The following is a 13,092-nucleotide window of genomic DNA, read 5'->3' as shown; positions in this document are numbered from 1 at the left end:
CCCATCCTACGAGGCATCGGTTTGCGTGAGCGTTGAAATAAATGCCGCCGTTCGCTGATCCTTGGGCCGGGAAAACAGTGTGCGGGAATCGCCGGATTCCCGACAGCTTCTCGCTACGCGACAACGGCCAAGATGTTGGATGGGATAGTCCGACCGTAGGATGGGTGCAGCGCGGCAGGCTGTTGCCAAGAACACAACCCTGAATCGCGCGAAACCCATCATGCAACGGTGGCGTTCTTCATCAATGTGGCCATCACGCGGGTTTTTTTGTCGGGCGGTTTGACGTTCACGGCCGCTTGATGGGTTTCGCGCGAACCGCGATTGTGTTTTTGGCCAGGGTCGTTCGCGCTGCACCCATCCTACGAGGCATCGGTTTGCGTGAGCGTTGAAATAAATGCCGCCGTCCGTTGATCCTTGGGCCGGGAAAACAGCGTGCGGGAATCGCCGGATTCCCGACAGCTTCTCGCTACGCGACAACGGTCAAGATATTGGATGGGATAGTCCGACCGTAGGATGGGTGCAGCGCGGCAGGCTGTTGCCAAGAACACGACCCTGAATCGCGCGAAACCCATCATGCAACGGTGGCGTTCTTCATCAATGTGGCCATCACGCGGGTTTTATTGTCGGGCGGTTTGACGTTCACGGCCGCTTGATGGGTTTCGCGCGAACCGCGATTGTGTTTTTGGCCAGGGTCGTTCGCGCTGCACCCATCCTACGAGGCATCGGCTTGCGTCAGCGTTGAAATAAATGCCGCCGTTCGCTGATCCTTGGGCCGGGAAAACAGCGTGCGGGAATCGCCGGATTCGACCACGACGCCGTCCAGCAAAAATACTACTTCCCGCGATACGTTGGCGGCCAGGCGCAGGTCGTGCGTGGCCATCAACATGGTCATGCCTTCGGAGGCCAACTGGCGCAACACATCCACCACTTCGGCCGCCAGGCCGGGGTCCAGCGCGGAGGTGGGCTCGTCGCACAGCAACACGCGGGGCGCGGGCGCCAGCGCGCGCGCGATCGCCACGCGCTGTTGTTGTCCGCCCGACAGGTTGGCGGGCCAGGCGTCGGCTTTTTCAGACATGCCCACTTTCTTCAACAGTTCTTCCGCACGCGCGCGGGCCCGGTCCAGCGGCCACTTTTGCACGGTCAACAGGCCTTCCATGACGTTGCCGATCACCGTCTGGTGCGGAAACAGCTGAAAGTTCTGGAACACCATGCCCGTCTGCTTGCGCACCCGCTGCACCTGTTCCCGCGTCAGCTTCTTGCCAGGCTCGAAGTTGACGGTTTCCGGGCCGATGGCAAGCGTGCCAAAGTCGGGCACTTCCAGCAGGTTCACACAGCGCAGCAGCGTGCTCTTGCCGCTGCCGGACGGGCCGATCAGCGCGGTGACGCTGCCTTCGGCGATGCTCACGTCTACCTGCTTGAGCACCGGGTTGCCGTCAAACGCCTTTTCGATTTTTTGCAGCCGTATCATCAGGTCTTCCCGGAAAACACCGCGTGCTGGCCAAAGCGCCGTTCCAGGCGCACTTGCGCGGCGGACAACACGGAACTGAACACCAGGTAGATCAGCGCGGCTTCGGTATAGAGGATCAGCGGTTCATACGTAACCGCCGCAATGCGCTGGGCCGCCTGGAAGATCTCGGGCACGGTCAGCACCGCCGCCAGCGACGTGTCCTTGACCAGCGCAATGAACGAGTTCGACAGCGGCGGCACCGCCACACGCGCCGCTTGCGGCAGGATCGTGCGGCGCAGCGCCTGGCCGCGAGTCATGCTCAGCGAATAAGCGGCTTCCCATTGGCCCTTGGTAATGGATTCGATGGCGCCTCGGATGACTTCCGAGTTGTACGCGCCCACGTTCAGCGTGAAGCCGATCAGCGCGGCGGGCAAGGGATCCAGCACGATGCCCACGCTGGGCAAGCCGTAGAAGATCACGAACAACTGCACCAGCAGCGGCGTGCCCCGGATCAGCCACACATAGAAGCGCACCAGCGCCACCAGCGGCGCCGGCCCGAACAGCCGGATCAACGCCACCACGAACGCCAGCGCCAGGCCCAGCGCGAACGACATCAAGGTCAGCGGTACGGTGAATACCAGCCCGGCGTGCAGCAGCGGCCAAAACGAATCGGCCATCAATTGCACCCAGGCCGGCACGGTCCATGACCCGATCTGCGCCAGCAGCCAATCGGGAATGACGGCCTGGAGCCAGGTAGGTAGCGTCATGTGTGTGTCCGTGGCTTATTGCGCCGACAAATCCGTGCCGAAGTATTTGACCGAAATGGTCTTGTAGGTGCCGTCGGCCTTGATGTCGGCCAGCGCCTTGTTGATGGCGGCTTGCAATTCCGGGTTGCCCTTGCGCATCAGCACGCCCGAATTGCTGAATTCAGCGGTCTTGTCGGTGGCGGCGATCTTCACCTTGGCGTTGGGCTTTTGCTTCTTGAAGTCCAGAAACGACAGCTTGTCGTTGACAGTGGCTTCCACGCGGCCCGAGGTCAAGAGGTCGATGGCTTCATTGAAGCCCTGCACTGCCACCACTTCCGCGCCGTGGCTTTGCGCCAGCTTGCCGAAATTGCTGGTCAGCGTATTGGCCGACTTCTTGCCTTTCAGGTCATCGAAAGACTTGATGCTGGTGTTGTCGTCGCGCACGATCAGCACGGCGGCCGACGAGATGTAGGGATCAGAAAAGTCGTATTTTTGTTTGCGCGCGTCGGTGATGCCCACCTGGTTGATCACGGCGTCATAGCGCTTGGCGTCCAGGCCGGCAATGAGGCCGTCCCATTTGCCTTCGACGAATTGGGCTTTGACGCCCAGGCGCTCGGCAATGGCGCGCCCAATCTCTACGTCAAAACCGGTAAGCTGCCCCGATGCGTCGTGGAAGGTGAAGGGGGCGTAGGTGCCTTCGGTGCCAATTTTGAAGGTGCCCGCGGACTTGATCTGGTCCAGCCCGGATTGGGCATGGGCGGCGCCCAGGGCGGCGGCCTGGATCAGGCCGGCGATGAAGAACGAGCGTAAGAGTTTCATGGCAATGCTCCGGAAGATCGGTGTCATTTTGAAGGGCGCCGTGATGCACGGGGCCCCCGTCATAGCCGCACTCTAGCAACGCGCCTATTTTTCCACAAAGCATAAGGAATAGTAAAAATATAGCTTCCAGTAATTAACAAGTTTCCGATCGGCATGAAGCCGTCCGGGCGTACTCCTGTAAAAGGGCACGTAAACCGCAAGGCAAGGGAGATGGGTTTGGAACAGCAATGGAACAGGCGCGCATTCATGGCCGCCGCGGGCGCGGCAGCATTGACGGGCGGCATGCCCGCCCACGCCAATGGCTCGCGGCTGATGCCCGGGGGCGGCAGCATCACCCAGGTTGCGGGCTTGCGCGTGGGGCACTACACCGACACGCGCCGCCCCACCGGCTGCACGGTCATCATTGCCGAAGCGGGTGCAACGGGCGGCGTGGATGTGCGCGGCGCCGCGCCCGGCACCCGTGAAACCGACCTGCTCAACCCCGTCAACATGGTTGAAAAAGTGCATGCCATCGTGCTGTCGGGCGGCAGCGCGTTCGGGTTGGACGCCGCCAGCGGCGTGATGCGTTACCTGGAAGAAAAGAAGATTGGCTTTGACGTGGGCGTGGCGCACGTGCCCATCGTGCCGTCGGCCATCCTGTTCGATCTGGGCGTGGGCGATGCGTCGATCCGGCCGGACGCGGCGGCCGGCTACCAGGCGTGCAAGACGGCGTCCACCGATGCGCCCGAAGAAGGCAACGTGGGGGCGGGCGCGGGCGCTACCGTCGGCAAGCTGTATGGCCCCAAGCGCGCCATGAAGGGCGGCATCGGCAGCGCGTCACTGACGGTGGCGGGCGTGACGGTGGGGGCCATCGTGGCGGTCAACGCAGTGGGCGACGTGCTGGACCCGGCCACCGGCCGCATCCTGGCGGGCGCGCGCACGGCGGACGGCAAGCAGTTTCTGGATACGCGCGCCGCCATCCTGGCCGGCGATCTGCCCCGGTCGATGCGCGCGGGCACGGCCACCACCATCGGCGTGGTGGCCACCGACGCCACGCTGACCAAGGCGCAGGCGCAGAAAATCGCGGGCATGGCCCACGATGGGCTGGCCCGCAGCATCAACCCCATCCACACCATGCTGGACGGCGACACCATTTTTGCGCTGGGCACCGGCACGTCGGGCAAGCCGGGCAACGTCATGCTGTTGGGCGTGATGGCGGCCGAAGCCATGGCCATCGCGGTGCAGCGCGCCATCCTGGCGGCGCGCGCGGTGGAAGGCTTTCCCGCTGCGGTGGATTTCATCGCCTGACCTCCGGGCGCGACCCGCCGGTGACCTCAAGCTGTCACACGGCGGCGACATGATGGCAAGGGCCGGCATGGCACCGCCGGCTGGGAGGACGCATGTACGAAGGCGAACGATTCAATGGCGCCACGCATCTGGCGGGCTTGGCAATGGCCGTGGCGGCGTCCGGCGCGCTGATCGCGCGCGCGGCGGAACTGAAAGCGGATACGCGGCAGATCATCAGTTGCGCGGTGTTCGCCGCGTCGATGATTGCGGTGTATGCCTCGTCGGTGCTGTATCACTGCACACGTGGCCCCAACAAGGCGCGTTGGGCCAAGGCCGACCACTGCGCCATCTACCTGTTGATTGCCGGCACCTACACGCCGCTGGCCTTCGGCCCCGTGGACCACGTCTGGAGCGCGGCCATGGGCGTGGCGATATGGTTGCTGGCGGCCATCGGCATCAGCCGTGAATTGTGGTGGGCGCGCGGCGCGGCGCCGGCCTTGCCGCTGTACCTGGCCATGGGCTGGCTGGGGGTGATATTCGCCGCCCCGATCGCGGGCGCCTTGTCGTCGGCGGGCCTGACCTGGTTGCTGGCGGGCGCGGCCGCCTATACGGTGGGCACGCTGTTCTATGTGAAAGACAAGCGCTGGCGCCATGCCCACGGCATCTGGCATTTGTTTGTGATGGGGGGCTCGGCCTGCCACTTCGTCACGGTGTTCGGATTCTTGCGCTACGGCACGCCGGCATGAATCCGGCGCGCGGCAAGCACCCGAGGAATACCCCCACCCGCGTTAGCGCCACGCCGCCAGTGGCAGCATGCCGCCGCGGTCTTTCACTTTGCGCATGACGATGTGCGAGCACAGGTCGCGCACCCCCGCGATCTTGCTCAGCTTGTCTTCAACAAACTGCGAGAACGCCGCCAGATTGCGGGTGCGCACCGACAAGATGTAGTTCGACGCCCCGGTCACGATGCTGGCTTCGGTGATTTCGTCGTGCGCCGCGATGCCGGCCAGAAAGGCCTCGTGCCATCCCGGGTTCGACTGGTCCAGCGACACGTGCACGATGGCTTCCAGTTCAAAGCCCAGCTTGTCGGCGTCCAGCACCGCGCGATAGTGGCGGATGAAACCGGCTTCTTCCAGCGCCCGCACCCGGCGCAGGCAGGCCGATGGCGATAGCGCCACCTGCTCGGCCAGGTCCTGGTTGCTGATCTGCCCGTTCTCTTGCAGGCGGTAAAGAATGCGTTGGTCGGTGGCGTCTAGATGCATGGTGCAATCCAATTCTAATAATTGAACTTCAGCGCAATTCAATGCGGAATCCTAGGGTAAGCCACGCCTGCTTTTGCAATTATTCGGCCCTGGCGCGCTGCTATCCTGTTTGCAGCATATTGCCCGAAGGAGCACCGCATGACCACCCGCGAAGACTGCGTCGCCGCAGACCGGAAAGACCCCCTGGCCCCCCTGAAAGACCGCTTCGAGCTGCCGCCCGGCGTGCTCTACATGGACGGCAATTCGCTGGGCGTGATGCCCAAGGGCGCCGCCGCCCGCGCCGCCGGCGTGATCACGCAGGAATGGGGCACCGACCTGATCCGTAGCTGGAACACCGCCGGCTGGTTCGAACTGCCCGCGCGCCTGGGCAACAAGCTGGGCAGCCTGCTGGGCGCGCGCGACGGTGAAATGGTGGTTACCGACACCACGTCCCTGAACATCTTCAAGGCGCTGGCCGCCGCGCTGCGCATCCAGCAGCAACAGCAGCCGGCACGCCGCGTCATCCTGTCCGAACGCGACAACTTCCCCACCGATCTCTACATGGTCCAGGGCATGATCGACCTGCTGCAACAGGGCTACGAGATGCGCCTGATCGACGACGAGTTGCCGCTGGACAAGGCGCTGGACGACTCGGTTGCCGTCATGCTGCTGTCGCACGTCAACTATCGCAGCGGCCAGATGCACGACATGGCCTCGGTGACCGCGCTGGCGCACGAGCGCGGCGCGCTCACCATCTGGGACCTGGCGCACGCGGCCGGTGCGGTGCCCGTGGACCTGAACGGCGCCAACGCCGACTTCGCCGTGGGCTGCACCTATAAATACCTGAACGGCGGCCCCGGCTCGCCGGCTTTCATCTGGGTGGCCCCGCGCCACACGAAGGACTTCTGGCAGCCGCTGTCCGGCTGGTGGGGCCACACGCGGCCGTTCGACATGGCCGTGGCCTACGAGCCGGCCGGCGGCATCCGCCGCTACCTGTGCGGCACCCAGCCCATCGTGTCCTTGTCGCTGGTGGAATGCGGGCTGGACGTGGCGCAAGCTGCCGACATGGCGCAGGTGCGTGCCAAGTCGCTGGCGCTGGGCGACCTGTTCATCAAGCTGGTCGAGGAACGCTGCGCCGACCACCCGCTGACGCTCGTCACGCCGCGCACGCATGCCGAACGCGGCAGCCACGTGAGCTTCCTGCATCCCAACGGCTACGAAGTCATGCAGGCGCTGATCGCGCGCGGCCTGATCGGCGATTACCGCGAGCCCGAAGTGCTGCGCTTTGGCCTGACGCCGCTGTACTTCGGCCATGCCGACGTCTGGGACGCGGTGGACATCCTGAAAGACGTGCTGGACACGCGCGCTTGGGACAAGCCGGAATTCAAGCAACGTTCGGCCGTGACCTGAACGCCAGAGAGCGTGGCCCCATCTTGCGGGGCCGAACCGGCAGCATCACCATAAAGAGAGCGCACGGGAGGAGGGGGCAATGCAGGAGGAGACAATGCAAAAACCACAAGGATTCGGCCAGATCGCCGAACGCGAACAGGGGCTCAAGCGGCGCTTGACCTCGGGCCAGATGAGCATGATCGCCATCGGCGGGGCCATCGGCACGGGCCTGTTTCTGGGCAGCAAATTCGCCATCGGTTTTGCCGGGCCCAGCGTCATCATCAGCTACGCCATCGGCGGGCTGATCACGCTCTTGCTGATGGGCTGCCTGGCGGAAATGACGGTGGCGCATTCCACCTCGGGGTCGTTCGGCGCCTATGCCGAGCACTACATCGGCCCTTTGGCCGGCTTTCTGGTGCGCTATGCGTACTGGTCGTGCGTGGTGCTGGCGGTGGGCACCGAGGTCACCGCCGTGGCCGAGTACATGCATTTCTGGTTCCCGGATGTGCCTGGGTGGCTATGGGTGTGCGTGTTCTCGGGGGCGCTGATCCTGGTGAACGCGATGAGCGTCAAGGCGTTCGGCACCATCGAATACTGGTTCTCCACCGTGAAGATCACCGCCATCGTGGCCTTCATCATCCTGGGCGCGTACGTGGTGTGGGGCAACCCGCAGTACGGCGTTGCGCAGTACACGGCGCACGGCGGCTTCTTTCCGAATGGGCTGTGGGGCATGTGGATTGCCGTGGTGATCTCGATCTTCAGCTACCTTAGCGTCGAGATGATCGCGGTGGCCGCAGGCGAGGCCGAAGACCCCGAGCGCGCCGTGAAGAAAGCGTTTCGCGCCACCATCGTGCGGCTGGTCGTGTTCTACCTGCTGACCTTGGCGTTGATATTGGCGATCGTGCCCTGGAACGAAGCCGGCAAGGAAGGCAGCCCCTTCGTGAAGGTGATGCTGGCGCTGGACATTCCGGGCGCGGCGGGCGTCATCAACTTCATCGTGCTGGTGGCGGCCTTGTCGGCCATGAACAGCCAGCTTTACATCACCACGCGCATGATGTTCAGCCTGTCGCGCGCGGGCCATGCGCCCTCGTTGTTCGGCCGCCTGACCAAAAGCGGCACGCCGCTGAACGCGCTGCTGCTGTCCACCAGCGGCATCGCCATCGCCGTGGTGCTGAAGGTGATGTACCCCGACACGGCCTTCACCTTGATGATGGCCATCTCGATGTTCGGCGCGCTGTTCACCTGGATGATGATCTTCGTGACGCACTACTTCTTTCGCCGCCGCTGGGCACGCGAAGGCGGCGGCGCGCTGTCGTTCCGCATGCCCGGCTTTCCGGTGCTGACGTTGCTGGGCGCGGTGGCGATGCTGGCGATTTTGGTCACCACCTACTTCACCAACGTGTTCCAGATGACGCTGGTGTTCGGGGTGCCGTTCCTGCTGATCCTGGCCGTGCTGTATGTGGTGCTGTTCAAGAAGCGCGGCGAAGCCGTGGTGCTTCAGGCCCGCCAGCAGCGCGGCTGATCGGAGGCCCTTGCCGGATCAGAGGGCATGCGCGGCCACGGTGTCGGCGGGTTCCGCCACCGTGACCGGTTCGCGTGCCGGCGCAAAGACGCGCAGGCGGTGGCCGTCAGGGTCTAGCGCCACGAAGGTGCGGCCGAAATCCATGTTGGTGGGCGCTTGCAGAATGGGCAGGCCGCGCAGGCTCCAGTCCAGGTGGCGCTGGTTGAGCGCGTCGGCATCCGCCACGCAGAACGCCAGTTCAGACGCGCCGCCACGGCCCGCCGCCGCCGGCTCCACCGTGTAGCGCGACCACAGGCCCAGCTTCAAGCCGGAGTCCAGCACGAAGAGGGCAAATGTGGGGGTGCTTTCAACCGGCGGACGTTGCAGCAGGGCGCTGTAGAACGCCGCGCTGGTCTGCGGTTTTTCAACGTAGAAGATGACGAGGTTGGTGTCGGCGGGGATGGTGTGAGACATGACGCGCTCCTGGGTGAGGGATGCGCGTATCTTAGGCAGGGGTGCTGTCAGTTTTTGGCAGTAGCGTGCTCAGCAAGGCAGTAGCGTGCCTCAGCAATTCTGCGAATCCTGCGCAATGGCGCGCCATTCTTTCAGCAGCACGTGGCGGCGGCGGGGATAGCGCTCGCCGGGTGTCAGCGTGGCGATGCGGTCGGTGCGGAAATGGCGGAAGTCCTGCCGCAGTTCGCACCAGGCCATGACGATGCGCACGCTGTCGAAAAAGCCCAGGGCAAACGGCCATATCACGCGCTCGGAGTTCGAACCCTTGTCGTCGCGGTAGCGGATGTGCAGGCGGTGTTCCGTGCGTATCGCCTGACGGATCAGCGCCACGTCAACCTGGTCGACCACGGCGATGGCGCTGGGCGCCACCAAGAGCGGAATGGCGTCCAGCTCATCGCGCAGTTCCTGCGGCAGCACCGCGCCGATCTTGGCCAGCGCGTTGCGCGCCGCCATCCCTAAGCGCTCGTCGGAACGCCCCGCGACCCAGCGCGTGCCCAGCACCAGCGCCTCGATTTCTTCGGTGCTGAACATCAGCGGCGGCAGCATGAAGCCGGGGCGCAGCACGTAGCCCACGCCCGGCTCGCCTTCGATCTCCGCGCCCTGGCATTGCAGCGTCGCGATGTCGCGGTACAGCGTGCGCAGGCTGACGCCCATTTCGGCGGCTAGCCGATGCCCGCTGACGGGCAGGCGGTGGCGACGCAGGGTCTGCAGCAGGTCCAGAAGTCGTTCGGTGCGGGACATGGGGAAAGGGCGTGTGGCGGGAATGGCGTAATGCTGCCACGGAATGGCAGCAGTCGGCAGCCCGTTCCTTGCCCAATTCCACCTGGCCCGCACCGGGGCCAAGCAGGCGTTCAGGCGCCGATCTTCTTGCCCGTGGCCACGTCCATCACCGAGCCGTCTTCCAGGCTCACGCGATAGATCTCGCGCACGACGTTGCCGGCAAAGCCGATTTCCACAATGGAAACGTCCTTGAACGTGGTGTTGATGCCGTCGGGCAGGGCCGCGTTGAACTTGTCGGACTCCTGCTTCATGGCGTCCTGCATGCGGGTGTCGTAGCGCGTCATGCTGTAGACCAGCGTGGTGTGCGGGTTGTGGGCGCGTAGTTCTTTGCCGTCTTGCATCACATTGACGCCGCTCACGCCCACGGTCTTGACCAGCGCGCGGCCGGCGTCGCTCATCTTGGCGTAGACAGGGCCGGTCACGCGCGGCAGAGGGCCGTCGCGCAAGGGCGCCAGCGCGGCGGTGGCCACGGTGTTGTAGCGCATCATGTCTTCAAAGCCCTGGCCGCTTTTGACCACGCCCAGGTCCAGCCACCACGGGTGCCCCGCGCCCTTGGCGGCTTCGGTGGGGTAGAAGGTTTTCAGCGTGACCTGCAAAGGCGCGGGCGGCTTGGGCAGCGCTTTGAGCATGCGGGCGGGGGTGGCGGGGTCGGCGCTGTGGATGTGCACCACCGTCACGTGCGGCAGGTTGGGCGTGTTGGCCTCGGTTTGCAGGCCCAGCGCCAGCAGGTCCTGCTTCAAGACGCCATTGACCTTGGCGTCCAGTATCGCGTTGACCTCTTGCGGCAGGCGGTACACCACGCCATAAGTGGCCTTGTGGCTGCGGAACTCGGGCTTGTCCAGCGCGCTGTTGTCGATGGCGTCGGCAGCGTGGGTGGCGAACGAGGCGGCGAACGAGGTGGCGAACAGGCCGAGGGCGGCCAGATGCAATGCACGTTTGATCATGGGGAATCCCTTGTCGTTGTTGACGTGACCCGCGAGAGTCATCCCCAGTGTGGCTACCCCGGATGTACGGGGTATTGCATCAAACGAAAGAATTCCGATACCAGCCGCTGCCTGGCCGATGGATGGCCGATGGACGGTTAGGCCAGGAACGCCACGCCCACAACGACGATGCCCAGCACCAGGTTCACGCCCACCCAGCGGCGGATGCCAGCCATGGCCTCGGCGCCCTTGGGCCAGTCCGACGCGGCTACGGCCAAGGCCAGGCGCTTGTACAGCGCAAAGCGGATATGGCCGAAGATGGCCATCATGACCAGCCCGCCCGTGGCCATCAGCGTCCAGCTGCGCGGCATGAAAAAGTCGCCGCCGGTCTGCGCGGCCAGGCTGCCCGCCTGCCCGATCATCCACGCGCCCGTCAGCAGAATCAGCACAATCGCCACCAACACCGCGTTCAGAAAAGGCCGCAGCACCGAGGCCATCAGCGTCAGGCGTGTCTTGGGTTCCAACTGCGCGGCCGCCGGCCGCAGGAAACAGTGCGCGAACAGCATGCCGCCCACCCACAGGATCACGGCAATCACGTGGATGAATTTCAAGACGCTATAGATCATGGAGCCAGCCCGGTTGGTAAGGGGCCGCGGGGTGCGGCCGGTCTGTCGGCATGATATCCCCGCCGCCGTGTTTCGCTTGGACTTGACCGGAAACCTGGTTTTGCAATTAGAATGAGATTGATTTTTATTTGTGTTTTAGCGTTCTGGGAGCCCGTCGTGCCGAACCCTGTGCTCGCTTCAGGCGACACCGTCCAATGTCTGTACCGCAGCCACCACGGGTGGCTGCAAAATTGGTTGCGCGCAAAGCTGGGCAACACCTTCGACGCCGCCGACCTGGCTCAGGACACCTTCGTGCGCGTGCTGCGCCATCGCCACGACCTGGACGCGCTGCGTGAACCGCGCGCCTATCTCACCACCATCGCCAAGCGCCTGCTGCTGAATCATCATCGGCGCCGCTCGGTCGAAAGCGCCTATCTGGAAGCCTTGGCGCTGATGCCCGAACAGGTCGCGCCGCCGGCCGAGCAGCGCCTGATCATTCTGGAAACGCTACAGGAAATTGACGAAATGCTGGCTGGGCTGTCGCTGCCCGCGCGCCAGGCTTTTCTGATGGCGCAATTGGAAGACCTGAGTCATGGCGAAATTGCCCAGCGGCTCAATGTGTCGCTGCGCACTGTGCACCGCTATATCGCCCGAGGGTTCGAGCAATGCATCATGGCGGTGAGTTGAACGGCGTGGGCGGCGAGTTGCCCGCCGTTGAACGCAATGTGGCGCGCGAAGCCGCGCGCTGGCTGCTGCGCTTGAGTTCGGGCCGCGCTACCGACGCCGACGTACATGCCTGCGACCTATGGCGGGCCAGCAGGGCCGAACACGAACATGCCTGGCAGCGCGCGCAACGGGTCAACGAACGCTTTGGGCTGATTCCGTCGGCGCTGGGCATGGCCACCTTGAACCGACCCGAACTGTCATCGCGCCGCGCGGCCCTGAAGACCTTGGTGGCGCTGATGGTGGCGGGGCCGGTGGGTTGGGCGGCATGGCGCGCGGACCCTTTCAATTGGACGGCCGACTACCGCAGCGGCGCGGGCGAGCGGCGCAACGTGGTGCTGGCCGACGGGTCCACGTTGCAACTGAATACCGCCAGCGCGGTGGACGTGGTCTTCGATGCCAGCACGCGTTTGCTGCGTTTGCGCGCCGGCGAAATTGCCGTGCATGTGCTTGCCGATGGCGCGGCCGATGCGCGAATGGGTTCGGTGACCAATGCGGTGTCCCATGCCGTGATGGGTGCGCCAAGCAATGCGCCAAGCGATGCGGGAAGCACGTCGGTGGCAGCCCCCTTTGCGCCGCCGCGCCCCTTCATCGTGCGTACCCGACTGGGTGATATCGAAGCCCCGCCTTCGCGCTTTTGTGTGCGCGAGGACGGCGTGCAATGCCAGGTCAGCGTGCAGGAAGGCCGCGTTCGCGTCAGCCAAGGCGGGCGTGTCGTCAATGTGTTGGCCGGCCAGCAGGGCAGCCTGAGCGACGCCGGCGTGTCCGGCCCATCGCCCGCCGACCCGCATGCCAACGACTGGATGCGCGGCGTGCTGCACGCCAGCCAGATGCGCCTGGATGCCTTCGCCGTGGAGCTTGGCCGGTATCGCCCAGGCGTGCTGCGCTGCGACCCCGAAGTCGCGCATCTGCGGATATCCGGCGCCTTTCAACTGAATGACACCGACGCCGTGCTGGCCGCCTTGCCCGCGACCCTGCCGGTGCAAGTGCGCTACCGCACGCCCTATTGGGTGACCATCGGGCCGCGCGCATCAATGGCATGAATGATTCTCTGTTACACAATACCCGCGCGCAAGCTGTCCGATTTCAAAATCACGCGGGTCATGGTCTGTATAGGCAAACGAATGCCGATACCCGTT

The 13,092-nt window shown here is 64.6% G+C and carries 14 protein-coding genes; 6 read left to right on the top strand and 8 right to left on the bottom strand.

All coding sequences use genetic code 11. The features are described from left to right. Nucleotides 1–712: 712 nt before the first annotated feature. The 3 genes from ELS24_RS24405 to ELS24_RS24395 all read right to left on the bottom strand — a co-directional run bounded on the left by ELS24_RS24405 (nucleotide 713) and on the right by ELS24_RS24395 (nucleotide 3,012). Nucleotides 713–1,468 carry an amino acid ABC transporter ATP-binding protein gene (locus ELS24_RS24405; RefSeq protein ID WP_127185572.1) on the bottom strand — a complete coding sequence of 252 codons (756 nt, stop codon included), beginning with the start codon at nucleotides 1,466–1,468 and terminating at the stop codon, nucleotides 713–715. Continuing rightward, entirely contained in the window at nucleotides 1,468–2,145 is a 678-nt protein-coding gene (locus ELS24_RS24400; protein ID WP_050450063.1) for an ABC transporter permease subunit, read from the bottom strand. The genes ELS24_RS24405 and ELS24_RS24400 overlap by 1 nt, the downstream gene beginning before the upstream one ends. A gap of 84 nt (nucleotides 2,146–2,229) precedes the next feature. Then, nucleotides 2,230–3,012: an amino acid ABC transporter substrate-binding protein gene (locus ELS24_RS24395; protein ID WP_050450062.1), complete on the bottom strand. Its 783-nt coding sequence runs from the start codon at nucleotides 3,010–3,012 to the stop codon at nucleotides 2,230–2,232. A gap of 246 nt (nucleotides 3,013–3,258) precedes the next feature. Here ELS24_RS24395 and ELS24_RS24390 point away from each other — a divergent pair, with 246 nt between their 5' ends. After that, the gene (locus tag ELS24_RS24390) at nucleotides 3,259–4,299 is read left to right on the top strand and encodes a P1 family peptidase (RefSeq protein ID WP_050450055.1); all 1,041 of its coding nucleotides are present in this window, start codon (nucleotides 3,259–3,261) and stop codon (nucleotides 4,297–4,299) included. Nucleotides 4,300–4,391: 92 nt separating this feature from the next. Continuing rightward, entirely contained in the window at nucleotides 4,392–5,024 is a 633-nt protein-coding gene (gene trhA / locus ELS24_RS24385) for a PAQR family membrane homeostasis protein TrhA (RefSeq protein ID WP_127185571.1), read from the top strand. A 42-nt stretch (nucleotides 5,025–5,066) separates the two neighbouring features. Here the strand turns inward: trhA and ELS24_RS24380 are convergent, their stop codons facing one another. Continuing rightward, complete coding sequence (locus tag ELS24_RS24380) at nucleotides 5,067–5,540, bottom strand: Lrp/AsnC family transcriptional regulator (RefSeq protein WP_050450053.1); 474 nt, start codon at nucleotides 5,538–5,540, stop codon at nucleotides 5,067–5,069. Between the two features lie 138 nt (nucleotides 5,541–5,678). Between ELS24_RS24380 and kynU the strand changes: the two genes are divergently transcribed. After that, on the top strand, nucleotides 5,679–6,929 hold the full coding sequence (gene kynU, locus ELS24_RS24375; RefSeq protein ID WP_050450052.1) for a kynureninase: 1,251 nt from the start codon (nucleotides 5,679–5,681) through the stop codon (nucleotides 6,927–6,929). A gap of 94 nt (nucleotides 6,930–7,023) precedes the next feature. Then, nucleotides 7,024–8,430 carry an amino acid permease gene (locus ELS24_RS24370; RefSeq protein WP_127185570.1) on the top strand — a complete coding sequence of 469 codons (1,407 nt, stop codon included), beginning with the start codon at nucleotides 7,024–7,026 and terminating at the stop codon, nucleotides 8,428–8,430. Between the two features lie 18 nt (nucleotides 8,431–8,448). Here ELS24_RS24370 and ELS24_RS24365 read toward each other — a convergent pair whose 3' ends face one another. From ELS24_RS24365 to ELS24_RS24350, 4 genes are all read right to left on the bottom strand, one after another. Then, nucleotides 8,449–8,883, bottom strand: a complete 435-nt coding sequence (locus ELS24_RS24365) for a VOC family protein (RefSeq protein WP_127185569.1) — start codon at nucleotides 8,881–8,883, stop codon at nucleotides 8,449–8,451. A gap of 90 nt (nucleotides 8,884–8,973) precedes the next feature. Then, complete coding sequence (locus tag ELS24_RS24360) at nucleotides 8,974–9,663, bottom strand: helix-turn-helix transcriptional regulator (protein ID WP_127185568.1); 690 nt, start codon at nucleotides 9,661–9,663, stop codon at nucleotides 8,974–8,976. A 110-nt stretch (nucleotides 9,664–9,773) separates the two neighbouring features. Further along, a complete protein-coding gene (locus ELS24_RS24355; protein WP_127185567.1) occupies nucleotides 9,774–10,646 on the bottom strand; it encodes a hypothetical protein in 873 nt (290 codons plus the stop codon). A 137-nt stretch (nucleotides 10,647–10,783) separates the two neighbouring features. Then, nucleotides 10,784–11,251, bottom strand: a complete 468-nt coding sequence (locus ELS24_RS24350) for a CopD family protein (protein WP_050450048.1) — start codon at nucleotides 11,249–11,251, stop codon at nucleotides 10,784–10,786. Between the two features lie 156 nt (nucleotides 11,252–11,407). Here ELS24_RS24350 and ELS24_RS24345 point away from each other — a divergent pair, with 156 nt between their 5' ends. Together ELS24_RS24345 and ELS24_RS24340 are read left to right on the top strand one after the other, a co-directional pair. Next, on the top strand, nucleotides 11,408–11,917 hold the full coding sequence (locus tag ELS24_RS24345) for a sigma-70 family RNA polymerase sigma factor (protein WP_127185566.1): 510 nt from the start codon (nucleotides 11,408–11,410) through the stop codon (nucleotides 11,915–11,917). Continuing rightward, entirely contained in the window at nucleotides 11,896–12,996 is a 1,101-nt protein-coding gene (locus ELS24_RS24340) for a FecR domain-containing protein (protein WP_127185565.1), read from the top strand. The genes ELS24_RS24345 and ELS24_RS24340 overlap by 22 nt, the downstream gene beginning before the upstream one ends. Nucleotides 12,997–13,092: the final 96 nt, after the last annotated feature.

Origin of the sequence: Achromobacter spanius (assembly GCF_003994415.1) — a bacterium.
GTDB classification, from domain to species: Bacteria; Pseudomonadota; Gammaproteobacteria; order Burkholderiales; family Burkholderiaceae_B; genus Achromobacter; species Achromobacter spanius_C.
Note: the sequence above shows the minus strand (reverse complement) of the source record. Positions and strands in the feature narration are given on the sequence as shown.